25 protein-coding genes and 1 tRNA gene are annotated in these 25,098 nt (G+C 57.0%); 10 read left to right on the top strand and 16 right to left on the bottom strand.

The features are described from left to right. Positions 1–48 precede the first annotated feature (48 nt). Positions 49–1,806: an AAA family ATPase gene (locus KB892_RS16485; RefSeq protein ID WP_002898401.1), complete on the bottom strand. Its 1,758-nt coding sequence runs from the start codon at positions 1,804–1,806 to the stop codon at positions 49–51. 185 nt (positions 1,807–1,991) lie between these two features. Here KB892_RS16485 and matP point away from each other — a divergent pair, with 185 nt between their 5' ends. Then, the gene (matP, locus tag KB892_RS16480) at positions 1,992–2,444 is read left to right on the top strand and encodes a macrodomain Ter protein MatP (RefSeq protein ID WP_002898404.1); all 453 of its coding nucleotides are present in this window, start codon (positions 1,992–1,994) and stop codon (positions 2,442–2,444) included. A 131-nt stretch (positions 2,445–2,575) separates the two neighbouring features. Here matP and ompA read toward each other — a convergent pair whose 3' ends face one another. Beyond that, on the bottom strand, positions 2,576–3,646 hold the full coding sequence (ompA, locus tag KB892_RS16475; protein WP_062954987.1) for a porin OmpA: 1,071 nt from the start codon (positions 3,644–3,646) through the stop codon (positions 2,576–2,578). Positions 3,647–3,998: 352 nt separating this feature from the next. Then, positions 3,999–4,508 (bottom strand): SOS-induced cell division inhibitor SulA, encoded by a 510-nt coding sequence (sulA, locus tag KB892_RS16470; protein WP_002898418.1) that lies wholly within the window; start codon positions 4,506–4,508, stop codon positions 3,999–4,001. 348 nt (positions 4,509–4,856) lie between these two features. On the opposite strand from sulA, the gene KB892_RS16465 reads away from it, so the two are divergent. Continuing rightward, entirely contained in the window at positions 4,857–5,453 is a 597-nt protein-coding gene (locus KB892_RS16465; protein ID WP_004150836.1) for a TfoX/Sxy family DNA transformation protein, read from the top strand. A gap of 13 nt (positions 5,454–5,466) precedes the next feature. Here the strand turns inward: KB892_RS16465 and yccS are convergent, their stop codons facing one another. Together yccS and KB892_RS16455 are read right to left on the bottom strand one after the other, a co-directional pair. Next, a complete protein-coding gene (gene yccS / locus KB892_RS16460; RefSeq protein ID WP_002898422.1) occupies positions 5,467–7,602 on the bottom strand; it encodes a YccS family putative transporter in 2,136 nt (711 codons plus the stop codon). A gap of 17 nt (positions 7,603–7,619) precedes the next feature. Further along, positions 7,620–8,066 carry a YccF domain-containing protein gene (locus KB892_RS16455; protein ID WP_002898425.1) on the bottom strand — a complete coding sequence of 149 codons (447 nt, stop codon included), beginning with the start codon at positions 8,064–8,066 and terminating at the stop codon, positions 7,620–7,622. A 124-nt stretch (positions 8,067–8,190) separates the two neighbouring features. Here KB892_RS16455 and helD point away from each other — a divergent pair, with 124 nt between their 5' ends. Then, positions 8,191–10,245: a DNA helicase IV gene (gene helD, locus KB892_RS16450; protein WP_002898429.1), complete on the top strand. Its 2,055-nt coding sequence runs from the start codon at positions 8,191–8,193 to the stop codon at positions 10,243–10,245. 11 nt (positions 10,246–10,256) lie between these two features. Here helD and mgsA read toward each other — a convergent pair whose 3' ends face one another. Continuing rightward, on the bottom strand, positions 10,257–10,715 hold the full coding sequence (gene mgsA, locus KB892_RS16445) for a methylglyoxal synthase (protein ID WP_077273871.1): 459 nt from the start codon (positions 10,713–10,715) through the stop codon (positions 10,257–10,259). Positions 10,716–10,869: 154 nt separating this feature from the next. On the opposite strand from mgsA, the gene KB892_RS16440 reads away from it, so the two are divergent. After that, entirely contained in the window at positions 10,870–11,283 is a 414-nt protein-coding gene (locus KB892_RS16440) for a CoA-binding protein (RefSeq protein ID WP_002898434.1), read from the top strand. Between the two features lie 29 nt (positions 11,284–11,312). On the opposite strand, the gene hspQ is transcribed toward KB892_RS16440, so the two are convergent. Both hspQ and rlmI read right to left on the bottom strand, forming a co-directional pair. Next, positions 11,313–11,630 (bottom strand): heat shock protein HspQ, encoded by a 318-nt coding sequence (hspQ, locus tag KB892_RS16435; protein WP_002898441.1) that lies wholly within the window; start codon positions 11,628–11,630, stop codon positions 11,313–11,315. Positions 11,631–11,689: 59 nt separating this feature from the next. Then, positions 11,690–12,892, bottom strand: coding sequence for a 23S rRNA (cytosine(1962)-C(5))-methyltransferase RlmI (gene rlmI / locus KB892_RS16430; protein ID WP_004141630.1), 1,203 nt, complete (start codon positions 12,890–12,892; stop codon positions 11,690–11,692). Positions 12,893–13,082: 190 nt separating this feature from the next. On the opposite strand from rlmI, the gene KB892_RS16425 reads away from it, so the two are divergent. From KB892_RS16425 to yccX, 3 genes are read left to right on the top strand one after another with little or no spacing between them, the layout of a single operon-like run. Then, complete coding sequence (locus KB892_RS16425; RefSeq protein ID WP_002898447.1) at positions 13,083–13,637, top strand: YbhB/YbcL family Raf kinase inhibitor-like protein; 555 nt, start codon at positions 13,083–13,085, stop codon at positions 13,635–13,637. Between the two features lie 17 nt (positions 13,638–13,654). After that, positions 13,655–14,443, top strand: coding sequence for an AraC family transcriptional regulator (locus tag KB892_RS16420; RefSeq protein ID WP_002898450.1), 789 nt, complete (start codon positions 13,655–13,657; stop codon positions 14,441–14,443). Between the two features lie 48 nt (positions 14,444–14,491). Next, positions 14,492–14,773 carry an acylphosphatase gene (yccX, locus tag KB892_RS16415; RefSeq protein ID WP_004150835.1) on the top strand — a complete coding sequence of 94 codons (282 nt, stop codon included), beginning with the start codon at positions 14,492–14,494 and terminating at the stop codon, positions 14,771–14,773. On the opposite strand, the gene tusE is transcribed toward yccX, so the two are convergent. Together tusE and yccA are read right to left on the bottom strand one after the other, a co-directional pair. Continuing rightward, positions 14,770–15,099, bottom strand: a complete 330-nt coding sequence (tusE, locus tag KB892_RS16410; RefSeq protein WP_002898457.1) for a sulfurtransferase TusE — start codon at positions 15,097–15,099, stop codon at positions 14,770–14,772. The genes yccX and tusE overlap by 4 nt on opposite strands. A gap of 88 nt (positions 15,100–15,187) precedes the next feature. Beyond that, positions 15,188–15,847: an FtsH protease modulator YccA gene (yccA, locus tag KB892_RS16405; RefSeq protein WP_002898458.1), complete on the bottom strand. Its 660-nt coding sequence runs from the start codon at positions 15,845–15,847 to the stop codon at positions 15,188–15,190. Positions 15,848–16,116: 269 nt separating this feature from the next. Between yccA and KB892_RS16400 the strand changes: the two genes are divergently transcribed. Further along, positions 16,117–17,769, top strand: a complete 1,653-nt coding sequence (locus KB892_RS16400) for an ABC transporter substrate-binding protein (RefSeq protein ID WP_004150834.1) — start codon at positions 16,117–16,119, stop codon at positions 17,767–17,769. A gap of 119 nt (positions 17,770–17,888) precedes the next feature. Further along, positions 17,889–17,976: transfer RNA gene (locus KB892_RS16395), tRNA-Ser, on the top strand. A 149-nt stretch (positions 17,977–18,125) separates the two neighbouring features. Here the strand turns inward: KB892_RS16395 and KB892_RS16390 are convergent. Continuing rightward, positions 18,126–18,746, bottom strand: a complete 621-nt coding sequence (locus tag KB892_RS16390; protein ID WP_002898466.1) for an EAL domain-containing protein — start codon at positions 18,744–18,746, stop codon at positions 18,126–18,128. After that, a complete protein-coding gene (locus tag KB892_RS31190) occupies positions 18,725–19,012 on the bottom strand; it encodes a hypothetical protein (protein ID WP_004176625.1) in 288 nt (95 codons plus the stop codon). The genes KB892_RS16390 and KB892_RS31190 overlap by 22 nt, the downstream gene beginning before the upstream one ends. 64 nt (positions 19,013–19,076) lie before the next feature. Here KB892_RS31190 and KB892_RS16385 point away from each other — a divergent pair, with 64 nt between their 5' ends. After that, the gene (locus KB892_RS16385; protein WP_002898472.1) at positions 19,077–19,265 is read left to right on the top strand and encodes a hypothetical protein; all 189 of its coding nucleotides are present in this window, start codon (positions 19,077–19,079) and stop codon (positions 19,263–19,265) included. A gap of 169 nt (positions 19,266–19,434) precedes the next feature. On the opposite strand, the gene KB892_RS16380 is transcribed toward KB892_RS16385, so the two are convergent. Genes KB892_RS16380 through KB892_RS16365 form a run of 4 tightly spaced genes read right to left on the bottom strand, consistent with a single transcriptional unit; the run spans position 19,435 to position 24,693 of the window. Beyond that, positions 19,435–20,400, bottom strand: a complete 966-nt coding sequence (locus KB892_RS16380; RefSeq protein ID WP_002898475.1) for a PDR/VanB family oxidoreductase — start codon at positions 20,398–20,400, stop codon at positions 19,435–19,437. 57 nt (positions 20,401–20,457) lie between these two features. Continuing rightward, a complete protein-coding gene (locus KB892_RS16375) occupies positions 20,458–21,906 on the bottom strand; it encodes an NAD-dependent succinate-semialdehyde dehydrogenase (protein WP_004150833.1) in 1,449 nt (482 codons plus the stop codon). 18 nt (positions 21,907–21,924) lie between these two features. Next, positions 21,925–23,049, bottom strand: a complete 1,125-nt coding sequence (gene yeaW / locus KB892_RS16370) for a carnitine monooxygenase, oxygenase subunit YeaW (RefSeq protein ID WP_002898571.1) — start codon at positions 23,047–23,049, stop codon at positions 21,925–21,927. 36 nt (positions 23,050–23,085) lie between these two features. Further along, entirely contained in the window at positions 23,086–24,693 is a 1,608-nt protein-coding gene (locus tag KB892_RS16365; protein ID WP_002898574.1) for a BCCT family transporter, read from the bottom strand. Positions 24,694–25,098 lie beyond the last annotated feature (405 nt).

Genomic DNA, 25,098 nt, shown 5'->3' with positions numbered 1-25,098 from the left:
AAGTTCGGGACGCAGGATAGCTAACACGTGTAAGCTGAACAAGTCCGATCAGTTAGAACTTGTCCCACCTAACCAGCGTAGCGGCCACGGAAAACGATGGCGAGTCTCTTGCTGGGTCGCCTGCGCTATCCGCTCCTGAATGGTTTGTCGCAGCGTCTGTCCTTCACCGTCCCACATCAGCTGGGTCAACATCGGCAGCGCTTCGGTAATATCGTCAATGGCCCAGATAGCAAACTGGTTGTCGGCAACGGCCTGACGTAGCTCGTGGCTCAGGCTGAGATGACGAACGTTGGCGGCAGGGATAATCACTCCCTGTTTGCCGGTTAAACCGCGCTGCTGACAGATAGTGAAGAAGCCTTCAATTTTCTCGTTCAGGCCGCCGACCGGCTGCACGCGACCAAACTGGTCGACGGAGCCGGTGATCGCGATGCTCTGATTTATCGGTACGTTGGCCAGGGCGCTGATTAAGGCGCAGAGTTCCGCCATGGAGGCGCTGTCGCCATCCACTTCACTGTAGGACTGCTCAAAGGTCAGCGAAGCAGTGAAGGGAAGCTGCTGCTCCAGCTCCAGCTCGGACATCAGAAAAGCCTGCATGATCATCATGCCTTTCGCATGAATGTTACCGCCCAGCTCGGCTTTACGTTCGACGTCGATAAATTCGCCATCGCCAATGTGCACGACGCAGCTGATGCGTGAAGGTTCACCGAACGCGCGTGGATGACCGGGGAATTCGATCACCGAGAGGGCGTTGATCTGCCCGACGCATTCGCCTTCGGTTTCAATCAGGATCTGTTCCTGCAGGATTTCATCCTGCATACGCTCCGCCAGGTAGCCTTCACGCCATACCCGGCGCGCCAGCATGGTCTGCATCGCTTCGCCGGTAATCTCTTCGCCTTCGCAGAAGGCGGCAGCCTCCCGCAGCTGGCGGGTTATCCATAGCGGACTGAGCGGCAGGGTCTCCTGATCGCCGGTATAGCGCGTTCCCTCATCGATCAGCAGAGGCCAGGCATCGGCTGCCGGGCCCGGCAGCTCCAGCTGCTGCGCATTCTGCCATACCCACTGGCACCAGGCCTTTAGCGTGTCGGCGTCAGCAAACTGCAAAGTGTCTTCATACTCGCTATAGATCGCCTGCGCAGCCAGCTCCGGCTCCATTTCCTGGAAATCGGCCAGCGATTCGCGTTCGCCCACCAGGATGATTTTCAGACTCAGCGGCATAGAGGGAATGCTGACCGGCAGCGGACGCGATTCATCCATAGAAAGCCAGTCAAAGCGCTGACGAGTCACCATATTTTTCAGACGCACCCACAGCAGCGGTTGCGCCAGCAGTGTACGTAGCGAAAGCACAAGCACGCCGCCGTTGGCCTGATGGACCAGCCCAGGCTCGAGGGTGATTGCACCGTTAAACTGGCGTACGCAGCCAAACAGCTGTTCCGCTTCTACCCAATCGGCCATCACGACCGGGGCAGTGCTGGCGAAATTATCCTCAGCGCCCTGCGCCGGTGCGAGCGTCACCTGAGCGTCGGTTACCTCATAGCGGACGCCGTAAAGCGGTGCGGCAGGCTCGTGCAGAGTCCGGGTTTCAGCCGCCAGCCATTGCAGATATTCCGGCTCTTCAGGGGCTTTCACCAGCATGAAGGAGGAGACTGCCGGCGTGTACAGCAGCTGCTCAAGCCCATAGAACAAACGCGGCTGCAGATCGCCCGAGAGGGAGGGGGCCGGATGGGAAAGTTCAGCTTGAGCAAACAGCGCCTGGTAAGCTTCCAGATCAGGCGCAAGGTCGGTTCGGGTCAGTTTCGTAATGGTCAAAGTCGCTGTTTTTTAGTTAGATGTAAAGCGCGCAATTATACCTGATGCCGCGACCGAGCACACGGAGGATTATGGTTACCCTGATGATTACCCGGTCGCAGACTTCACGAATAATGATTTATATTCAGCACATCAGAAAAAAACTGATATCCTGAAATGAGTTACACGGTCACATTGAGATCGCAATGAAATATCAACAACTGGAAAATCTTGAAAGCGGCTGGAAATGGAAATATCTGGTAAAGAAGCACCGGGAAGGTGAGCTGATTACCCGCTACATTGAGGCCAGCGCTGCGCAAGCTGCGGTAGATGACTTGCTGACGCTCGAGAATGAACCTGTGCTGGTGCATGCCTGGATTGAGCAGCATATGAATCCGGCGCTGATGAACCGCATGAAGCAGACTATCCGCGCGCGACGGAAACGCCATTTTAACGCTGAGCATCAGCATACGCGTAAGAAGTCTATCGACCTTGAGTTTGTCGTTTGGCAGCGTCTTGCTGGCCTGGCGCAGCGGCGGGGCAAAACCTTGTCTGAAACCATCGTCCAGCTGATTGAAGATGCCGAGCACAAAGAGAAATATGCCAGCAAAATGTCGAGCCTGAAGCACGATCTGCAGGTACTGTTAGGGAAAGAATAGCCAGGTAGGATCGTCGACCCGCCTGCCGGTGGTTGCCCTGGCCGGGGGCTGCTTCACAGCTCTCAGCCGCTGAAGTGGGCGAGAGGGCATAAAAAAAACCCGCCGAAGCGGGTTTTTTTATCGGTTATAACTTAAGCCGCCGGCTGAGTTACAACTTCTTTGTAGCCTTTAACTTCGATCTCTACACGACGATCCGGAGCCAGGCAATCGATCAGGGCAGCGCGAGCTTTCACGTTGTCACAGGTGTTGCCAGTAACCGGGTTGGATTCACCCATGCCGCGAGCGGAGATTTTGCCAGCCGGGATGCCTTTAGCAACCAGGTAGTCAACAACGGACTGAGCACGTTTCTCAGACAGCTGCTGGTTGTAAGCTTCGGAACCGATGCGGTCGGTGTAGCCCAGAACAACAGCGGAACCGTCTTTCGGATCCATGTTGCTCAGCTGAGTGTACAGCTGATCCAGAGCCTGCTGACCTTCCGGTTTCAGGGTAGCTTTGTTGAAGTTGAACAGAACGTCAGACTTCAGGGTGAAGTGCTTGGTAGCCACTTCCGGAGCCGGAGCCGGAGCCGGAGCAACAACCGGTGCAGCATCTTCCTGACCGAAGCGGTAGGAAACGCCCAGGCTCAGCATGCCGTTATCAGGACGGGTACCCACAGTGCCCGCGTCGCCGATGTTGTTAACCCACTGGTATTCCAGACGGGTAGCGATGTCACGAGTAACAGCCCACTCTACGCCGCCAGCAAATACTGGGGAAACGCCAGTGTCGTGTTCGCTACGGGAAACGCCGGTAGAAGCGTAGTTGCCTTTGGAGTCAGCGCGCCAAACCATGCCGCCCAGACGGGTGTAGATGTCCAGATCGTCAGTGATCGGGTAACCCAGTTTAGCGGTCAGCTGAACGCCCTGAGCTTTGAAAGCACCGTTGTCAACGCTGCCTTTATATGCCATACGGCCCAGCCAGTCATAACCCATTTCGAAACCGAGGTACGGGTTAACCTGGTAACCACCAAACGCACCAGCACCAAGCTGATCGTTACGGGTCGGACCGTTGTTGTTCTGGAAACCGTTACCGTAGAAACCGGTGTCGTGATACTGGGACCAACCCAGTTTACCACCTGCATACCAGGTGTTATCTTTCGGAGCGGCCTGCGCTACGGTAGCGAAGCCAGTCAGTGCCACTGCAATCGCGATAGCTGTCTTTTTCATTTTTTGCGCCTCATTATCATCCAAAATTCGCCATGAAGTTACAAAAGACCTCACGGTTAAATCCTTCACCGGGGGCGTGACTTGTTGTTAACTATGCTGATACATGCAGCGTAAGCCGATCACCCCTGGCGATGTAAAGTCTACAACTTAGTTCGAAACTTACAAGTGTGAACTCTGTCAGGCATATGAAAAAAAAGGGTTGTGTACACAATATTTAACAAATATGGTTGATTTTCGTACACGAAAAAAAGACAGAAATCCCCGTGTGGCAGGCATTCCGCGAAAAAGACCATAAAAAACGCTGTACCTTTCCCAGCGGTAAAAAAAATTCCAGGAATAATCCTAATTTCACTCAATGATACAAATTTGAGTGAATTTTTAGCCCGCTGAGTTGTCTGCCGAGCGTGCCCTGATTTCGCACCGGGCGCATGATGAATCCCATCGCGGACCCTACCTGGGCAGCGTTAACGAGACGTTCGTGTTCGTCAGCGGTTAACTCCTCCGCCAGCCAGCAGATAACCACACTATAATTACCCGTGCGCAGGGCACGGATCATTGAGTCTATGGTATGGCTGGGAGAGAGCTGGCTAATTTGCATGACCTTGGACAGCGGCAGACCGGCGGACTGAACCCATTCGCGGCTGAGCTTTTGTTGCGGCGTGAGCCACAGCTGCCAGCGCGACTGTTGACCCAGCTGCTGTAATAAAGGTAGCAGCAATAACTGCGTCATCATGGGTTGATCTTCACGATAGACAATTTCACTGATCAGCCCATTGGTGTTCTGTTCGCCAGAACGATGAGCGTAGTGGCCTGCCGGAGCAGAAGCCTGTGCTGAACGGTTTGCGTGAGCTGAAGTAAACATAGTCTATCCCGCCTTTAGTTACTGTATGCATATACAGTATCTTCGCCAGGGGAAAAGATCAACCGCAATTTGCCATTTTGCTGCCGGGAATTTAATCGCTTCTCGTGGTTCCGTATCTGTCAAGAGAAGCCCCTGCATTATCCAATCCTTAACGCGCGCTAATGGTTTCATTTCTCCCTGTCGATTGCTGCAACGCTTGCGATTTTCTGAAAGCGTCTCGCAAAACCGCATTCTGGTGAAAAAGTCGGCGAAAATCATCTTGCTGCTGCCCGGGAAGTCCCTTATGTTTTCTCTTAGCGGATCCGTTAACAACTTAAGTTTAATTACATGATTAACAAAGGAATGATCATGAGAAAACTAGTTTGTCCGCGGCTCCCGCAATTTCAGGCCTGCGTCTCACCGCTGGGTCAACTGCATACTCGTCCGCTCTTTGGCGGCTACAGCCTGGCTATTGATGATACGGTGTTTGCGATGGTGGCCGAGGGGAACATTTATCTGAAGGCCTGCGAGCAGAGCGCTGCTTATCGGGTGGAACATCGTAATCCTCTGTTAACGCTGCGCCGACACGGCCGCATAGTGCCGCTGAAGTATTATCAAATTGACGACACTTTATGGCGCGATGAGCAGCAGCTTTTTCGGCTATCGCTACTGTCGTGGCAGAGTGCGCAGCGCGAAAAGAACTACCGACGGGCGTCGGGCCGCCTGAAGGATTTACCCAATATCAGCTTTCATATGGAATTGCAGCTGATTCACGCGGGCATACCGGACGTTAGGACGTTGCGGGAAGTTGGTGCGCAGGAGGCATGGCTGAGGCTACGCGTAAATAATGCTTCTTTATCGCTGAGCGTATTGCTGGCGCTGGAGGGGGCGATTGCCGGGGTACATGCCGCCGCGCTCCCGACGCCACGGCGTCAGGAGCTTCTCGAATGGGCGGCTACCCGGTAGCGGAAAAGCCTTGTTATTCGGTTTGGGCGTGGACCCGTTGCTGCAGGCGGCAGATTTCAGGCAGCAGCGCCAGCAGCAGGCCAATCTGCTGTAAGACCAAGGGTTCCTTACTGTCCGCGCGCGGTTCCAGATGATGGATCCGGCTTTGCAGGCTGTTCAAAGCCTGTTGCACCCGCTGTTCATCCGCGGGGGTATGATGCAAGGCATCATCCACATAACAGACTGCATCATCCAGCAGGGCGAGGATTTCCGGCGTGGACAGTTTTTCCCGATGCGCGCCAAGAGCGGAGATATAGCTGGTGAACGTGTGGTTGAGGCATAGCAGACGAAAGGCGGTTTCTCGCTGGGTGGCATCCGCGCGTGGTTCAGTCGATAAGTTCGAGACGACGGAGGCCAGCTCAGCATCACGGTTGTAGGCGTCACGACGCGCGACACGGTAGGCCAGCCGGTTGTCGCGGCCCTGATGATACTGCTCCAGAATCGCGTCCAGATAGCGGCAGTTCGCGTTCATTGCCCGGTCCAGCACCCGCGGCAGGTTGCGGAATTTCCAGTCCGGCCAGATGAAGCTGACCGCTGCCCAGGCGATGGCGCAGCCGATCAGCGTATCAATGATACGCGGCAGCGCGACTTCAAAGCCCTCGCCAAGCAGGTTAAAGCACAGCAGCACCAGCAGCGTAATAAACATCGTGGCATGGGCGTACTGCACGTTACGGAAGGCAAAAAACAGCACGCCGGTCAGGACGATCAACAGCAGTTGCCCTTCAACAGAGGGAACCAGCAGCAGGACCGGCAGGCCGATCGCCACCCCAACCAGCGTGCCGATAATCCTTAGCGCCAGGCGATGGCGGGTGGCGTTATAGTTCGGCTGACAGACGAACAGGCTGGTTAGCAGGATCCAGTAGCCATGCTGGAGCCCGGTAAACTGGATAAAGGCATAGCCGGCGCAGAGCACCAACGACATACGTACTGCGTGGCGGAAAAGGGCCGACTCTGGCGACATATTGCGCTGCAGGCGCAGCCAGATATCGCTCAGACCGCCAAGTCTGTCGTCGGCCAGCAGCGTCTCGGTATTACTCCCGGCAGGCGCGGTGGTTTGCACCGATTCAATGGTGGCCAGCTGAGCATCGATAGCGCGCAGGTTATTCAGTAAATACCCTAGGGCGTTGAGCTGCTCGTCGGATGCGCCGCCGGCGCGCACGCGCTCAAGTGCCGCATCGAGATGCATGAACGCCCGTTCAAAATGGGCATCATGCTGATAGGGTTCGCGTAACAGAATCGCCCGCGACAGTTTCTGGCAGGCCTGCGCCTGCATCGAAAGCATTCGCTGGAAACGGAACATCACATCGCTATAGCGAAATTGATCGCGTAGGGTTTGATACTGAATATGCGATGAGCTGGCGCGTTCATGAATATCCTGGGCCACAAAGTAGTACTGCAGGGTGCGGCGGGTGCCGCGCTGGCCCCGATCGCCTCGCAGTCGGGTTAGCAGCGAGACCTTGGTTTGGTTAAGCGTAGCTACCAGCTGGCCATTAGCGAGCGCCAGATCGTACAGCGGCGCCTGGCTCTCATCCTCAAGGTCAGGATCAAACAGCCGGGATTTGAGCTCAAGATAGCGGGCCAGCTGCTCATAGCTACGCGCCAGGTTGTCCTGCAATGGACGAATCGGAAAGATCAGGTGCCCGGACAGCGTCAGCAGGTTGTACCACACTGCCCCCGCCAGCAGGAACAACGGCTGCAGATACCAATGATCGTACAGCGTGACGCCGAGCATGGTGTAGATGGCGATAAGCAGGGCGCCGAAGGCAATGGTCGCATAGCGCTGACCGAGGCCGCCAAGCAAAATAAAGCCGATGGTAGACACGGTTAAACCAAGGGCAAACAGCGGCGGCCACGGAAACAGCAGCTCCACGGAGGCGGAGGCGATAAAAAAGCAAACCAGAGTAATGGCAAGATTACGCAGACGGCCAGCCAGACGGTCGTCAAGGTCGGTCAGAGCCGCAGCCACGACGCCGAGGGTGAGGGGGATGGTCAGTTTGACTTCGCCGATCCACCAGGGAAACAGCGTTGTGCCGCAGAGCGCGATAAAAATTCGTACGTTATAAAGCCAGGCGCTGTTCCAGGTGTAGCGGCGTAGCAGGGGGCTAATCATGTCCGTGTTCCGTTCTGTTACTGAAAGCGACGACGCGCATTGGCTTCACGCGCAGCACGCGCGGTTTCCACAGAAACGACCCGGCGACCCACCGGCCAGAGGGCGATGGCGGCGATTTTGAAATTCGCGATCCCCACCGGGATGCCTATGATAGTCAGGCACTGAGCTATACCGCTGAAAATGTGCATCAGGCAGAGCCACCAGCCGAAAAAAATGAACCACAGAATGTTCAGAACGGTACCGCCGGCGTTCAGTAGACCGTTTTTGCGCCCCGGCTCGAGCTCGTCAACATGAATCGCCTCGTTACCGTAGGGAAATAACGAAAGGCGAGTGATTTCCCAGCAGGAACGAGTCAGCGGCAGCGTGACGATCAGAATGATGCTGACCAGGGTGGCGAGTAGCCAGCCTAGAGTGGTGGCGAAACCGCCAAGGATAAAGTTCAAAATATTCAGAATGGTACGCATAAAGCCTCGGTTTTGCCCGGTGGATAATAAGACCTGATGATTGTAACGTTTTTTTGCGCTGGAGCACCTGGTCCGGGGCGGTTAAACTGAAAAACAATCCACCCTGATTGAAAATCGACATTATATGGAACTTAAAGCGACAACATTGGGCAAACGCATGGCTCAGCACCCTTATGATCGGGTGCAGCTACTGAACGCCGGGGTAAAAGTTTCCGGCGATCGTCATGAGTATCTTATACCTTTCAATCAGTTATTGTCAGTGCATTGTAAGCGCGGTCTGGTCTGGGGCGAACTGGAGTTTGTGCTACCGGACGCGAAAGTCGTGCGTTTGCACGGTACCGAGTGGAGCGAAACGCAGCGCTTTTATCATCATTTACATACGCTCTGGCAGCAGTGGAGCACGGAGATGAGCGATATCGCCGCCGGCGTGCTGAAGCAGCAGCTGGCGACGATCGAGCACACTCGCGCAGAAGGCAAGTGGCTAACCCGTCAGCAGGTGGCGGATGTTCAGGATAATATACGCCATGCGTTGACTGGTTTGCCGATGCCCACCAGTCGGCTTGATGCCTTTGATAACTGCCGGGAGCTGTGGCGGGAGTGTCAGCGCTGGTTAGGCGATATTGAAGCGACGCGTCTGGCCCATAACCAGGCCTTTACCGAGGCGATGCTGGAGCAATATCGCGAATTTTTTGATAGCGTTGAGTCGTCCCCGCTCAATGCGTCACAAGCGCGTGCGGTAGTGAACGGCGAGCGCTCCCTGCTGGTGCTGGCGGGAGCGGGCAGCGGTAAAACCTCGGTACTGGTGGCGCGAGCGGGCTGGCTGCTGGCGCGGGGAGAAGCCGCGGCAGATCAAATTTTGCTGCTGGCATTCGGCCGCCAGGCGGCGCAGGAAATGGATGAGCGGATCCGCGAGCGTCTGGCATCAGATGATATTACCGCGCGTACTTTCCATTCGCTGGCGTTGCATATTATTCAGCAGGGCAGCAAAAAAGTGCCCACTATCAGTAAGCTGGAAAGCGATACTGCGGCCCGCCACGCATTGCTGCTGAAAAGCTGGCAAAAGCAGTGCCAGGAGAAAAAAGCGCAGGCGAAAGGTTGGCGCCTGTGGCTGGAAGAAGAGATGGGCTGGCAACTGCCGGAGGGGGACTTCTGGCAGGACAAAAAGGTGCAGCGGCGGATGGCCAGCCGGCTTGACCGCTGGGTGAGCCTGATGCGCATGCACGGCGGCTCCCAGGCGGAGATGATTGCCGGGGCGCCGGAAGCGGTACGCGACCTGTTCAGTAAACGGGTGAAGCTGATGTCGCCTCTGATGAAAGACTGGAAAGCGGCGCTCAAGGCCGAGAATGCGGTCGATTTTTCCGGCCTGATCCATCAGGCGGTCAATATTCTCGATAAAGGCCGCTTCGTCAGCCCATGGAAACACATTCTGGTGGATGAATTTCAAGATATTTCGCCGCAGCGAGCCTCGCTGTTGGCCGCGTTACGCCGGCAGAATAGCCAAACCACGCTCTTTGCCGTCGGGGATGACTGGCAGGCGATCTATCGGTTCAGCGGGGCGCAGCTTTCTCTGACCACCGCATTCAACCACTACTTTGGCGAAGGGGATTGCTGTGCGCTGGATACCACCTATCGCTTTAACGGGCGTATCGGCGAAATAGCCAATGGCTTTATCCAGCAAAATCCGCATCAGTTAAGCAAACCGCTGAACAGCCTTATGGCAGGTGATAAAAAGGCCGTCACGCTGTTAGCCGACGACAAGCTGGACGATCTTCTGGATAAGCTGAGCGGTTACGTTAAGCCCGAGCAGCGCATCCTGCTGCTTGCCCGTTATCACCATCTGAAGCCTGAGGCGCTCAACAAAGCGGCGACGCGCTGGCCGCACCTGCAGCTTGATTTTATGACGATTCATGCCAGCAAAGGTCAGCAGGCTGACTTTGTCATTGTGTTGGGACTACAGGATGGGGAGGATGCGTTTCCGGCCCCGGCGCGCGAGTCGATTATGGAGCAGGCGCTCCTGCCGCAGCCGGAAGATTTTCCGGATGCGGAGGAGCGTAGACTGTTGTACGTGGCGCTCACCCGCGCTCGTCACCGGGTATGGCTGTTATTTAACAAGGCGCAACCTTCGCCGTTTGTCGAGATCCTGCAGGCGCTGGATGTGCCCGTGGCCAGGAAGCCGTAATCGCGGCTCGATTATTTCAGGCGCTCGGCAAGATAGCGTGGATAATCCGGGATCAGAATATCGAGCGGTTGACCGAAGTGCGGCGACTGGATAATAAAGTCAGCGGTGGAGACGTTAGTGGCGACCGGAATGTTCCAGACGGTGGCCAGGCGCAGCAACGCTTTGACATCCGGGTCGTGGGGAACGGCGTTCAGCGGATCCCAGAAGAAGATCTGCACGTCGATTTTGCCTTCTGAAATGAGGGCACCCACCTGCTGGTCGCCGCCCATCGGACCGCTCAGCATGGCATTAACCTCCAGGCCGGTAGCCCGGGAGACGAGATTACCGGTAGTGCCGGTAGCATACAAAATATGTTGCGCCAGCAGCGCCTGATGGCGAGCAACCCATTTCATCAGCATATCTTTGCAGTGATCGTGAGCCACCAGCGCGATATGTTTTTGCGCAGGCAGGGTACGTGTTGTCAGTTCCATATTTTCATTCCACATTTTGACCTGCAAACAGATTACTGAATGTGGCTGTCGCTGCAAGCATCGGGGATGAAAATTTTGCTGAATCTGTGGGTTAGGCTGGATGGCCCCCTGCTGCGGATTAGCATACACTTAAGTGAAATAGCAGGAGGAAACCATGAAAGAGAATGATATTGCTGGCATCCTGACCTCGACACGGACGATTGCGCTGGTCGGAGCCAGCGACAAGCCTGACCGTCCGAGCTACCGGGTCATGAAGTATCTGCTGGATCAGGGGTATCACGTTATCCCGGTTTCGCCGAAGGTGGCGGGCAAGACGCTGCTGGGACAACAGGGGTATGCGACGCTCGCCGACGTTCCGGAAAAGGTCGACATGGTTGATGTCTTCCGTAATTCAGAAGCGGCGTGGGGTGTAGCGCAGGAGGCGATAGCCATCGGCGCGAAAACGCTATGGCTGCAGCTGGGGGTGATCAATGAGCAGGCTGCGGTGCTGGCCAGGGAAGCCGGATTGAACGTGGTGATGGATCGTTGCCCGGCCATTGAGCTACCGCGACTGGGATTAGCAAAATAACAAAAAACCCCGCCTGGCGGGGTTTTGTTTTAGTTGCGAAGGCGCGGAGCCTGCAGCTGCTGACGAATCGTTTTGGCCAGTTCGTCAAGGGACGGCTGTTCCGGGTGTTCGTCGCGGGTTTCGCTGCTCAGCTGCGCTTCTGCCAGATAGGTGTGAATCGGCTGGCCATCATCATCTTCCATCACCACATGGTACCAGGGCGCCGCGCGCAGTTCGTCATTGGCGGCAATTTCATCCTCTTCCGGCTCCGCGAGCGAATACTCGGGATCGACATCGACGATGACGCCCAGGTAGCCCAAGAGCGTATGGCGGACCTGTTGGCCGATACCGAATTTGCTGGCTATCATAGGCACCTCCTGGGAAACATGAATACTCCCTATATGAGGCTCATGTTTCGTTTTTCAAGTTACATGACGCGACAGGCAAACCCCTTCAGATACAGCCCTTCCGGGTAGGTTGCGATCACCGGGTGGTCGGCAGCCTGACGGAACTGTTCTATAAATTGTACATCACGCCCGGCATCAATTGCGGCATCGGCGATGATTTTCTGAAATAAATCGGTGGTCATCAGCCCGGAGCAGGAGAATGTCAGCAGCACGCCGCCGGGGTTCAGCAGCTGGATCGCCAGCATATTGATATCTTTATAGCCGCGGCAGGCGCCCATCAGCTGGCTTTTATTTTCCACGAACTTCGGCGGATCCATCACGATCACGTCGAATTTCTCTCCCTGATCGCGGTATTTACGCAGCAGTTTGAACACGTCGTCGCGCACAAACTCCGCTTTGGACAGATCCAGTCCGTTGATCTCCACGTTCTGGCGGGCAACGTCGAGCGCCTCCTGAGAGGTATCCACGCTGGTGACCTGGCGGCAGCCGCCCATCAGCGCCGACACCGCAAAGCCGCCGGTGTAGGAGAAGCAGTTCAGCACCCGTTTATCCGCGACATAGCGGCGGGTGGCCAGGCGGCTGTCGCGCTGGTCGAGGTAGTAGCCGGTCTTGTGCCCGCCCTGGATATCGACCAACAGCTTCATGCCGTGCTCGGTGATCGGCAGCAGCGCCGGGGGCAGTTCGCCCACCACCGGCCCCTGGGCCAGCTCCAGTCCCTCTTTTTTACGCACGGCGACATCGCTGCGATCGTAAATGGCGCAGTCCGGGAACAGGTTCTGCAGGGCGCTGATGATGGCGGCGCGCTGGTATTCGGCGCCTGCGCTGAGCAGCTGCAGCACGAAAAAGTTGCCAAAGCGGTCGATAGTGACGCCCGGCAGGCCATCGGACTCGCCGGCGATCAGGCGGTAGCTGTCGAGGCCATCGCGCTCGGCCAGCCAGGCACGCCAGGTTTGCGCCTGCTGCAGACGGCGTTCAAAGAAGGCGCTATCGATGGCTTCATTGCGGTCGAAGGTCCACACGCGGGCGCGGATCTGCGACGACGGCGAGTAAGCGCCGCGGGCCAGCCATTTTCCCTGATGGTCAACGATATCGATGGTTTCACCGCTGCGGGCTTTACCTTCCATGCGGGCGACGCCGCCGGAGAATATCCACGGATGGCGACGCAGCAGGGATTTCTCGCGTCCTTTGGCTAACACTAAGCGGGGGAATAGGGAATCTGTCATGGGGCTACCTTTAAGCAACGGGAATGTCGGCACCGAAAAATGGCGCGTAGATTAGCACACCTGGCGCACGCAAGCATCTTTCGCCCGGCAGGCACAGGTGAGCGTTTCGGCACAAAATGCAGGCGCTTCGGCACATTCAGCTGGTGCGGACTCTCATACCCTGTTTTCTCACCCCAACGAGGAGCAGACGATGAAAACAGGTATCCGCATGGCTGTGGCGATGGTAGCGGCTGTGAGCAGCGGCGCGATGGCCGCGCCGTTTAGCGTAAGCAGCAATGATATGCGTGACGGGCAGCCGCTGGCCCAGCAGCACTGGTTTGCCGGTTTCGGCTGTACCGGAGGCAATGTCTCTCCGCAGCTGGCATGGAAAAACGCCCCGGCGGGCACGCGCAGCTTCGCGGTCACCGTCCAGGATCCCGATGCGCCTACCGGCAGCGGCTGGTGGCACTGGACGGTGGTCAATATCGCCAGCAGCGTCTTTTCGCTGCCCGCTGGCGCGGGAGATAAAAACAGCGCTACACTGCCGGGCGGAGCGGTCCAGGGCCGCAACGATTTTGGCTATGCCGGCTTCGGCGGCGCCTGTCCGCCGGCGGGAGATAAACCGCACCGCTATCGCTTTACGGTATGGGCGCTGGATGTCCCCACGCTGCCGGTGGATGCCGGGGCCAGCGGGGCGCTGGTCGGCTATCTGTTACATAGCCATGCTCTCGCCAGCGCACAGTTGACGGCGATGGCCGGGCGTTAAAATAAAAGGTTGGTCTGATGGAGAGTATCCACTTTCAGCATAACGCCTTAACCGCGGCGGAGATCACCACCCGACGGCTATGCAGACTGCATCGCGTGCGGCTGTTCTCCCCGGCGCTCTGTCGGGTGAAACGCGGCAGCAAAGTGATTGTGCAAGGGGAGAGCCGGGTGCTGGCGACTCCGCAACAGCTGATTGTTTTGCCAGCTGACGTGGAACTGGAGGTGATTAACCAGCCGGAGAATGGCCTCTTTTGCTCCGATCTGCTATCGCTGACGCCCGAGTTGCTGACGAGGTTTAAGACTCGTTATCTCAGCGAACCACCGCCAGGGCGCCTGACCTCGCTCTGCGCACCGGTGACGACAGAGCTGGCGTTTATGTGGCAAAGCGTTCTGCAGGCGGTGCGGGAGGGATTGTCCGTCGCGCTGCAGCAGCACCAGACCATGGGACTGCTGCTGGCCCTGTATGAGGCTGGCTATGCGGGCCCGCTGCTCGTCGAGCGGCAGCAGGATCTGTCGGCGCAGGTGCGGCAGCTGATTATGCTGTCGCCGGCGCAGGCATGGAGCGTGTCGCGGGTGGCGAAAATGCTCTTTCTCGGCGAGTCCACGCTGCGCCGTCGGCTGCAGCAGGAATCGCAGAGTTTTCGCCAGATCGTCGAGGAGGTGCGGATGGCCCACGCCCTGGGGCAGCTGCAGACCACCTCGCGGCCAATAGGCGAAATTGCGCAGAACAGCGGATATCAGTCGGGATCGCGCTTTACCGCGCGCTTCCGTCAGCATTATGGTTTACTGCCGAAGCATGTACGCTGAGCGAATTTGCTATCCTCAGCGTATAGCGTGAGCGAAAAGGAGATGATTATGGCCAGTATCTGCACAATGGCATGGGTTTACGGTTCGGTTCAGGGCGTGGGATTTCGCTATTCCACGCAGCGGGAAGCGCTGCAGCTGGGGGTGACCGGTTATGCCCGTAATCTGGATGACGGCGGGGTGGAAGTGCTTGCCTGCGGCGAGGCGGAGCAGGTGGAAAAACTCATCGCCTGGCTGAAAGCCGGGGGGCCGCGCAGCGCGCGGGTTGACCGAGTGTTAACCGAGCCCCATCAACCCACCCGCAGCTGGGACAAATTCGCGATCCTCTATTAGATGCACTTCACCGGCTTCGGCAAGCCGGCGATTTTGGTCGCCTGTTTGGCGGGTCCTTTCGGGAACAGGCGATAGAGATAGCGGCTGTTGCCTTTCTCTTCGCCAAACTTGTTGGCCATCGCCTTGACCAGCATACGGATCGCCGGAGAGGTGTTAAATTCAAGGTAAAACTCGCGCACAAAGCGCACTACTTCCCAGTGTTCAACGGCGAGCGTTATCCCTTCCTGCGCGGCAATGACTTCCGCCATCGCCTCGCTCCACTGGGTGGTATCTTTCAGATAGCCTTCGCTATCCGTTTCAATTTCGTTGCCTTCAAAAATAAACATGATTTTTCACATACCGCCTGAAACTGGCCGCAGTGTAGCAAAAAAAAAGGCCCCGCATAAGCGAGGCCTCTGTTAAGCAGGGAAGCGGTTAGTCCCGGCTGGCGAAGCCCAGGATGCTCAGCAGGCTGACAAAGATGTTGTACAGCGAGACATACAGACTGACCGTCGCGCGGATATAGTTGGTTTCACCGCCGCGGATAATGTTGCTGGTCTCGAACAGGATGGCGCCCGAAGAGATCAGGATGAACACCGCGCTAATCGCCAGGTGCAGCGCCGGCAGCTGCAGGAACAGGTTAGCGACCATACCAATCAGGACGACCACCACGCCGGCCATCAGCATCCCGCCAAGGAATGACATGTCTTTACGCGTCGTCAGCACATAGGCCGAGCAGCAGAAGAAGACCAGCGCCGTGCCGCCCAGCGCCAGGCCGATTAAATCGCCCATGCCGGCAGAAAGATACGCGTTCAGCATCGGCCCAAGGATATAGCCGAGGAACCCGGTGAAGGCGAAGGCGGAAATAATCCCGGTGGGTTTATTCGCCGTTTTGTAGGTCAGGAACATCAGACCGTACATCCCCACGAGGGTCAAAATGAGACCCGGCGAAGGTAGCATCAGCACTGTGCTGGCGGTGGCGGTGATAGCGGAAAACGCCAGCGTCAGGCTGAGCAGGAAGTAGGTGTTACGCAGAACCTTGTGCGTGCTGAGCAGCGAGGAACGGTCACGCGATGATGTAATTATGCGATCCATGAGTCACTCTCTTATGACAGATGTAATTAGGGATAAAGAATAAGAAAAACAAGCGTGAAGCCCTAATGCTTTTACCCATCTTTACTTAGTTTTTACCGCTTTTGCCTGGCATAAAATTCTATATAGATAGGGAAAAGCGATATATTTTCGCTTTTCGCGTCGCTGAGCCGATCGAAATCTTATAGGTCACTGAAAAATATTGCCTTATTGCAGTTCTGCGACTAAGTGTGGAAGAGGGGGATTACCCCGTACGTCAAAGGCAAAGGGAAATGACATTACACAAAAAAAATCACATCACCCGAACACTCCTGGCTGTCAGTATGCTGGCTATGAGCGGCGGGGCGCTGGCGGCGCAGGTGCCGCCGGGCACCCAGCTGGCGGAAAAGCAGGAGCTGGTCAGAAATAACGGCAGTGAACCGGCGTCACTCGATCCGCATAAAGTCGAGAGCGATGTTGAATTCAATATCATTAGCGATCTCTTTGAAGGGCTGGTTAACGTGTCGCCAGCGGGAGCGATCCAGCCGCGACTGGCGGAACGCTGGGAAAACAAAGACAACCTGTTATGGACCTTTCATTTACGCCCCGGTCTGACCTGGTCCGACAGCACGGCCATTACAGCGCAGGATATCGTCTGGAGCTGGCAACGACTGGTCTCGCCGGCAACAGCCTCCCCCTACGCGAGCTACCCTGGCAATATGCATATCGCCAACGCCCGCGAGATTGCCCTCGGGCAAAAGGGACCCGAGACGTTGGGGGTGAAAGCGCTGAACGACACCACGCTACAGGTCACTCTGACCCAGCCGAATGCCGCCTTCCTGGCGATGCTGGCGCACCCTTCGCTGGTACCGATCGACAAAGTGCTGGTGGAGCGGTATGCCGATAAATGGACCCGACCAGAGCATATCGTCACCAGCGGCCCGTATAAGCTGTCCCAATGGGTGGTGAATGAGCGGCTGGTGGCTGAACGTAATGCAAAGTACTGGGATAATGCGCATACCGTTATTAATAAAGTGACTTACCTGCCAATCTCTTCGGAGGCCGCCGATGTCAACCGCTACAAAGCAGGGGAGATTGATATTGTCTATACGGTGCCGATCAATCAGTTTGCGCAGTTGCAGAAAACCATGGGCGACCAGCTGGACGTTTCGCCGCAGCTGGCGACCTATTACTACGAATTCAATACTACCCGGCCGCCGTTTAACGACGCCCGTGTGCGTCGCGCGCTGAATATGGCGCTTGATAAAGATATCATTGCCGGAAAAGTGCTTGGCCAGGGCCAGCGCCCGGCCTGGCTGATCGGTCAGCCGGATATCGGCGGCGTGACGCTGCATAACCCGGACTACGCCAGCTGGCCGCGTGAGAAACGGATTGCCGAGGCGAAAAAACTGCTGGCGCAGGCGGGGTATGATGAAAGCCATCCGCTGGTCTTTACCCTGCTCTATAACACCTCTGAGTCGCACCAGCGTATCGCCATTGCCGCCAGCTCTATGTGGAAGAAAAACCTCGGCGTCGAGGCGAAGCTACAGAACCAGGAGTGGAAGACGATGCTGGATACCATGCATACGCATAACTTCGACGCCGTCCGCTACGCGTGGATTGCCGACTACGACGATGCCGCCACCTTCCTCAATACTTTCCGTACCGGGGATAGCGAGAACACCAGTCAGTACAGCAACCCTGCTTACGATGAGGCCCTGCGCAATGCGGCGAAAGCCTCCGACGTGGCGACCCGGGGCAAATACTATCAGCAGGCGGAAGATCTGCTGGCGCAGGATGTTCCCGCCATTCCGGTCTATCACTATGTACGTACCCATCTGGTGAAACCTTGGGTAGGGGGCTTCACGCCGGATAAGCTGGGGTATTACTACACCAAAGACATGTACATTAAAAAACACCCATCCGCCAGCGGCGATGGGCGTTGATTTTCTGTGCAAACTGCCTGAAATTCAGACGAATAACACAAAATTGTTTGTTTTTAAGGCGGTTGATCAAAATGATGCTTTACAGCATCCGCCGAGGTGTTTATAGTGCGCCTCACACCGGAAGTGTGGCCGAGCGGTTGAAGGCACCGGTCTTGAAAACCGGCGACCCGAAAGGGTTCCAGAGTTCGAATCTCTGCGCTTCCGCCATATAAAAGAAGGGGTTACCGAAAGGTAACCCCTTCTTGCTTTGTCCGGTCGGTCGTGCATGACCCGGACAGCGACCGACGACGTTTTCATTCCCACAGCGCTGACGGATACATAGCCCGTCGCATGGCAGGAATTTTCACAACGCCCGCTTATTCTTCGACAATCCGCGCCTTCGGTTTGCTCAGCAGGAGCATGACCAGCGCGACGTAGGGCATTGGCTTCCAGAAATAGTAGCCCTGCAGCAGATGAATATTCTGGCGATTAAGATAATCCCGTTGGGCCTCGGTTTCGACGCCCTCGGCAATGATGCGCAGTGACAGCGTCCGCGCCATCTCTATCACGCAGTCCAGCAGCTTGCTTGCCGGCGCCTCCCCGGTTACCCGGCCGACAAAACTCTGATCGATTTTGATATAGTCGAAAATCAGCTCGTGGAGACAGGAAAGCCCGGAATAGCCGGTGCCAAAGTCGTCCAGCGCGATGGAAAACCCGCGGGAGTGTAACGTATTGAGCTTGTCCACAACCGCCCCGTTGAGCAACAGCGGCTCCTGCTCCGTGATCTCCAGCATCAGCTTCACCGCTTTACCCTCAAAGCCGCGCTGATAGTGCAGGCAGTCATCGATAAACGTCGGCGCGTTAATATGTGACACGCTGATATTCAGGCCAATATGAAACCCATCCGGTAGTTTACTAAAGAGTGGTCTCATCTGCGCGTTGACCTGCGCCATCAGGCTGCGGGTTAGGGGAATAATTAAGCCGGTACGTTCGGCCAACGGAATAAATTCCGCGGGCGAGCGCGCTGGCGTCGTGCTGTTTTGCCAGCGGGCGAGGTAAATACCTCCTGGTGTGGGTCCGCAGCCAGCGGCTTAACATCGCCATATCTGGCAATCATTTGGTTCTGCACCCAGAGTGCCAGCCCGTTGTCATCGGTATCGCTATATAGCGCATCGCGCAGATGGATGTCGCTGATCGTGACAATCACCCTGATCGGCGCTAAGCGCGTCTGATAGATCAGCACCGGCCGCTTATTGACCATCATTCTGGCCGGGAGCAGTAACAGAGGGTCATCAGGCAAAGACTCAGGGCTAAGTGTCAGGACCCGGTTGCCAGTTAATGACGAACACGCCAGCAAGAAATACCATCAGCGCCAGGGAAAAGGCAATCACTCGCAGCCGGTGGATGAAGAGACGGCGTTGTTTCTTGGCGATCGCACCGTCAGCCAGGCCGCGTGGCAGCCCGGCGCGATGGTGCGACTGACGGTCAGCGGCAAGGCGCGGGTATTTAGCGGCTAATCCCTGAGCAGGCGGCGCCGGCTATCGCCGGTGCCGCACAGAAAGCTAATCAGGCGGAGGATGAAGCCGATAGTATCCGCGCCACTGACCTCGTCGCCATGGAGTGGTAGTACGTTGGAACAATTCCGCGGGGTCAGTCCATCTCACCGCCGTTTTGCCGGTGTGCGCTTTACAAATCCAGCACTAACCGGCCGCCTTTGGCGCGCGAGCAGCAGATCAGCATACTCTGCTGGCTGGCTTTCTCTTCCTCGCTGTAATACTGATCGCGGTGGTCGGCTTCCCCCTCCAGAATCATCGTTTCGCAGGTGCCGCACACCCCTTCTCGGCACAGGCATTCGACCTTCGCCGCTTTGTTATTCTCGATCACCTGCAAAATGGTCATATCCTGCGGCACGGTAAATTCGCGTCCGGAACGCGCCAGCACCAGGGTAAATGCCTCTCCGCTTTTATCCTCAAGGATAAACTGCTCAAAGTGCAGCTGGCTGGCGGGCACCTGATGGCGTTCGGCGGCGGCTTTCACCGCCTCGTTAAGCGCCGCTGGGCCGCAGGTATACACGTGGGTTCCTGGCTCGAGGTCGGCGAACAGGCGCGGTAGGTCGAGACGGCTGCCGAGCGCTGATACATGAACATTGACCCGATCGCGCCACGGCGCTGCGCTGAGCGCATCGGCGAAAGCATTACTGTCGGCGTCGTGAAAACAGTAATGCAGCTGCCAGTCGGCCTGCCGCTGTTCCAGTTCCGGAATATGCGATAAGAATGGCGTAATGCCGATGCCGCCGGCGATCAGCAGATGTTTTCGCGCCTGTGGTTCGATGGCGAACAGATTGTTGGGCGTGGACACCGTCAGGGTATCGCCCGGGCGCACCCGCTGGTGCATAAAACGCGAGCCGCCTTTGGAAGGCGACTCAAGACGCACCGCAATCTGCCAGCTGGTGGTATCCAGCGGCGAGCTCATTAGCGAATAGGCGTTACTGTAGCGCTGCTCGCCATCCTGCATCTGGACGATAATATGGCTGCCGCCGCTGAATGCCGGCAGCGGGGCGCCGGTCGGCGACACCAGCGTAAAACGCTTCACAAGAGGGGTGATCTGTTCAACATCGCGAACGACCGCCTCAAACATTTGATAATCAGACATCGCTGAACTCCATCAAAAAATCCCGGCGTGGCTAGCGCCATCGCCGGGAGAGCACATTTACAACCCCTGGCAGAGATACTTCATCTCCAGGTAATCTTCGATTCCGTGTTCCGACCCTTCGCGGCCAAGACCGGACTGCTTTACCCCGCCAAACGGTGCGACTTCGTTGGAAATCAGCCCGGTATTGATACCGACCATGCCGTATTCCAGCTGCTCGGAGACGCGCCAGATACGGGCGGCATCGTTGCTGTAAAAATAGGAGGCGAGGCCGTAGATGGTGTTATTCGCCTGCTCGATGACCTGCTGCTCATCGTCAAATTTCACCAAAGCGGCCACCGGGCCGAAAATCTCTTCCTGCAGCAGCAATGACCCCGGCTGTACGTCGCCGATCACCGTAGGGGTGAAGAAATTACCGCCCAGCGGATGCGCTTTACCGCCAGTTAACAGCGTGGCGCCGCGGCTCAGGGCGTCGTCGAGCAGGGACTGCACTTTGCGCCCGGCGTCGGCGTTGATCAGCGGGCCAATCTGTACATCGGACTCGCTGCCATCGCCCACTTTCAGGGCGGCGACGCGAGCGACGAATTTATCGCAGAATTGGTCGTAGATGGCGCGATGAATATAGAAGCGGTTGACGCAGACGCAGGTTTGTCCGGCGTTGCGGAACTTGGCGATCAGCGCGCCCTCGACCGCTTTATCGATATCGGCGTCGTCAAAGACGATAAACGGCGCGTTACCGCCGAGCTCTAAGGAGAGCTTTTTGATGGATTCCGCGCACTGGCGCATCAGCACGCGGCCAACTTCGGTCGAACCGGTAAAGGAGAGCTTACGCACCCGCTCATCGCCGGTGAACACCGCGCCAATTTCTCGCGACTGGCCGGTAACGACGTTAATGACGCCCTGCGGGATCCCGGCCTGATTCGCCAGCTCCGCCATCGCCAGCGCGGTAAACGGCGTTTCGTTAGCCGGCTTAATCACCATCGTACAACCCGCGGCCAGCGCCGGGCCGGCCTTCCGGGTGATCATCGCCGCCGGGAAGTTCCACGGGGTGATCGCCGCGCAGACGCCTACCCCCTGGCGGATCACCATCAGGCGTTTATCGGCGCCGGGGGAGGGGATTATCTCGCCGTTGGCGCGTTTCCCTTGTTCGGCAAACCACTCGATAAACGAGGCGGCATAGGCGATTTCGCCTTCCGCTTCCGCCAGCGGCTTGCCCTGCTCGGCGGTCATGATCTGCGCCAGCGCGGTCTTGTTTTCGAGGATCAGGCGGTGCCAGTTTTTCAATAGCGCGGCGCGCTGGGCGGCGGTGAACGCGCGCCAGTTCGGCAGCGCGGCCGCGGCGGCATCCACTGCCTGTTGCGCTTCCGCACGCCCCATATTGGGGATCTGGCCGAGCGTCGCGCCGGTGGAAGGATTGCTGACGGCAAGCGTCGTGCCGTCGGCGGCGTCGCGCCAGCTTCCGGCAATCAGCGCCTGCTGGCGAAACAGATCTGAGTGAAACACAGACATAGCAAGCTCCTTCAACGATTACGGCTGGAACACCTGGGCGACCAGATTGTGGAAATGCGCGATCCCGTGCTCGGAGATACCGCTGCCGCTGTTATCCGCCATAATGCGCCCCTGGCCGCGATAGCCGCGGGACTTCAGCCCCTTCTGCACGCTTTCCACCAGGCGTAAATCTTCCGGGCGGAACACGTCGCGATACCACTCAATCAGCGCTTTCTGATCGTCAGTCAGCTCTTCGTTGGTGAAATAGATGTCGTAATTCTGCAGAGTGGTCTCTTCATCCACCGGGAATTCATAGATAACGGTCATCATGCCCTTGATCGGCGTGACGTTGAACATGGTGCACGGCCACAGCCAGAAACCGTGAAACGCGGCGTCGGTACCCTCTTCGAATTTAAACGACTGCTCGGACGGTTTGGCGAAGCCATACTGCAGCGTCCATTTGCCGTGCATGGTGTGCCAGTAGCGGTCAACCTGGACGGAATCCGAGAAGCCCGGGTGCGCCGGACCGCAGTGGTAACATTCCAGATAGTTATCGACGATATTTTTCCAGTTCGCCGGGGTGAGGGTGGTAAAGCGCGCCGCCAGTTTCAGATCATGCACGTCCGGACAGGCTTCCAGCACTTTGTCCTGCAGCCCCGGTAGCTGCGTTTCCACACTCTCCGCTTCCGGATTCATATTGATAAACACAAAGCCGGCATACTCTTCCAGGCGAACCGGCACTAGCGTTGCCTTTTCGCTATCGAAATTCGCCACGTTTTCGCAGTTGCGGGCGTGGGCGAGATTGCCGTCCAGCTTGAAGGCCCAGGCGTGATAGGGGCAGGTAATCACGTTTTTGGCTTTGCCCTCGCCGCTCAGTAGCTGGTGGCCGCGGTGTGGGCAGACGTTATAGAAGGCGCGCAGAATGTTGTCGCGGCCGCGGACTATAACGATATTTTCGCCGATGATCTCCCGGGTAATGTAATCGTTCGGCCGGGCGACCTCGCTGCCGTGGGCGACGCAAATCCAGCTATTGGCGAAGATGCGCTCTTTCTCGTGCTCAAACGCCTGGCTGTCGGTATAAAAACGGGCCGGAATGGTCCAGGCATCCTGCGGATTAGCGCAAAAGTTAATCGGCAGGGTGAAGTCAGGGCTCAAATTGCTCATGTAGGGTCTCCTTGTGATTATTGTCAGTAAGAGGTTTTACAGCGACTGGCCGTCGCCTTTGAGTACCGCGCCAACCGGCAGCGTCTCGGCTTTAATAATGGGCTCGGGGGTATGGGTTTCTATCTGATGGACCGGAACGTGGGCGTAGTCCTGTTTTAACCAGCGCACGAAGCCGCCGGTTTTAATCAGTAAAATGGCCAGGAACGGTAGGGCGGTCAGCACCACGGTAGTTTTCATGGTCTCAAGCGAAGCGCCGGTAAACAGAATCGACAGCGGGATGAGGGTGATCACCACGCACCAGAACAGGCGCATGCCGCGATCCGGATCGTCGCCTTCGCGCAGGTTGCGGGTACTGGTCGCCGCCATGGTGTAGGCCACCGCATCCATGTGCGAGGCGAGGAAAACAATCATCACGAACAGATAGGCGGCGAGGAACAGCTTACCTGCCGGCAGCGACATCAGGACCTGCTGGACGGCGGTTTCGCCGCCGAGAGTCTGCATCACCTGTGGTACGTTAATCACGCCGTTAACGAACTGGTGCATGGCGTAGCTTTCCATCACCCCGAAGAAAAACCAGCAGCCGGCGGTGCTACCGAGGAGCAGTCCCCAGATCACCTCTTTGATTTTGCGCCCGCGGGAGACGCGGGTGACGAACATCGCCACGCCTGGGGTGTAGGAGATCCACCACAGCCAGTAGAAGACGGTCCAGTTGCGGGTAAAGGCGCCGTCGCCGAGCGGGTCGGTAAACAGGCTCATCTGCAGGAAGTTTTGGGTCGTCAGGCCGACGGCGTTAATGATGTTATTGGTGATGAATTCGGTCGGGCCAACCAGTAATACCACCAACGGCAGCAGAAACGCCCCCCAGCCGACCATTTTGCTCAGGCGCTGCAGGCCGTTGTTGATGCCAATCCACGAACTCATGCAGAAAATACCGCCGGAGAGCAGGATCACAAATGCCTGCATGGTGAAGTTATCCGGCAGTCCGGTCAGCGCTGACAGGCCGCGGGTGAAGGTGGCGGCGGTGACTACCAGCGAAATGGTTAACGCGCCGACGGTAGCGATCAGGAACATCAGATCGACCAGACGGCCCCAGAAACCTTGCGGATTAACGCCGGTGATCGCCGAAACGATCCCGGAGAGGCTGAGGCCTTTATTTTTCCGCACGTGGAAGTGATAGGCCATGATCAGCGAGGCGAGGGTATAGGTTGCCCAGGCGCTTACGCCCCAGTGGAAGAAAGAGTAAGGGATGCTGTATTCCAGCGCTTTCGGCGATTGCGGGGCAATGTTAAGGCCCGGGGTCTGGTAGTAATAAGCCCATTCGGCAACGCCCCAGTACAGCGTGGAGGAGCCGAGACCGGCGCAGATAAACATAAACAGCCATGAGAGGGTACTGTATTCGACTTTACCTTCGCCGAGACGGATATTGCCGTATTTGCTGGTGGCCAGATACAACACCAGTCCCAGCGCCAGCAGCACCAGTACCTGTACCGTGGAACCCAGCAGGCGGGTCACGCCGTTAAAAATCGAATCAGCCGCCTGCGCGGTTTGCTGGGGGAAGAGACTTAATGTAGCGGCGATGAAAACAATGGCCGCCAGGCTGATGGCAATCAGCGGCACATCTTTTTTCTTTACGTTGCTCAACATGAGTGATCTCCTGGGCATGATTGCCCGTCGGTGGCTTTAGCCTGTCGTTGTTATCACGCTGTAGGGTCAGGGTTCGTAGCAAGATGCTATTAACAATTGGATTATTTCTTCGTTACATGAATTAAACAATTGGCCGTTTCGTGAAGCAATAAAACACGAAACGGAAATAATAAAAGGTGAATTGGCGCAGGTTCTGTCCTTTCAGGAATTAATAAAGTTCACCGCTGTGATGCGGTTCACTTGTCAATCGTGGGGGATTCTGCATAGCGAAAAGAGAGGGGCGTTGGCGGACCAGGCGCGCGGGTTTTCCCGGGTAGCGGCTGCGCCTTACCCGGGCTACTTGCTGTGCCGTTTTTTGCCGGGTAGCGGCTGCGCCTTACCCGGGCTACTTGCTGTGCCGTTTTT

Source organism: Klebsiella sp. P1927, from assembly GCF_018204675.1.
Taxonomy (GTDB): Bacteria; Pseudomonadota; Gammaproteobacteria; order Enterobacterales; family Enterobacteriaceae; genus Klebsiella; species Klebsiella pneumoniae.
Note: the sequence above shows the minus strand (reverse complement) of the source record. Positions and strands in the feature narration are given on the sequence as shown.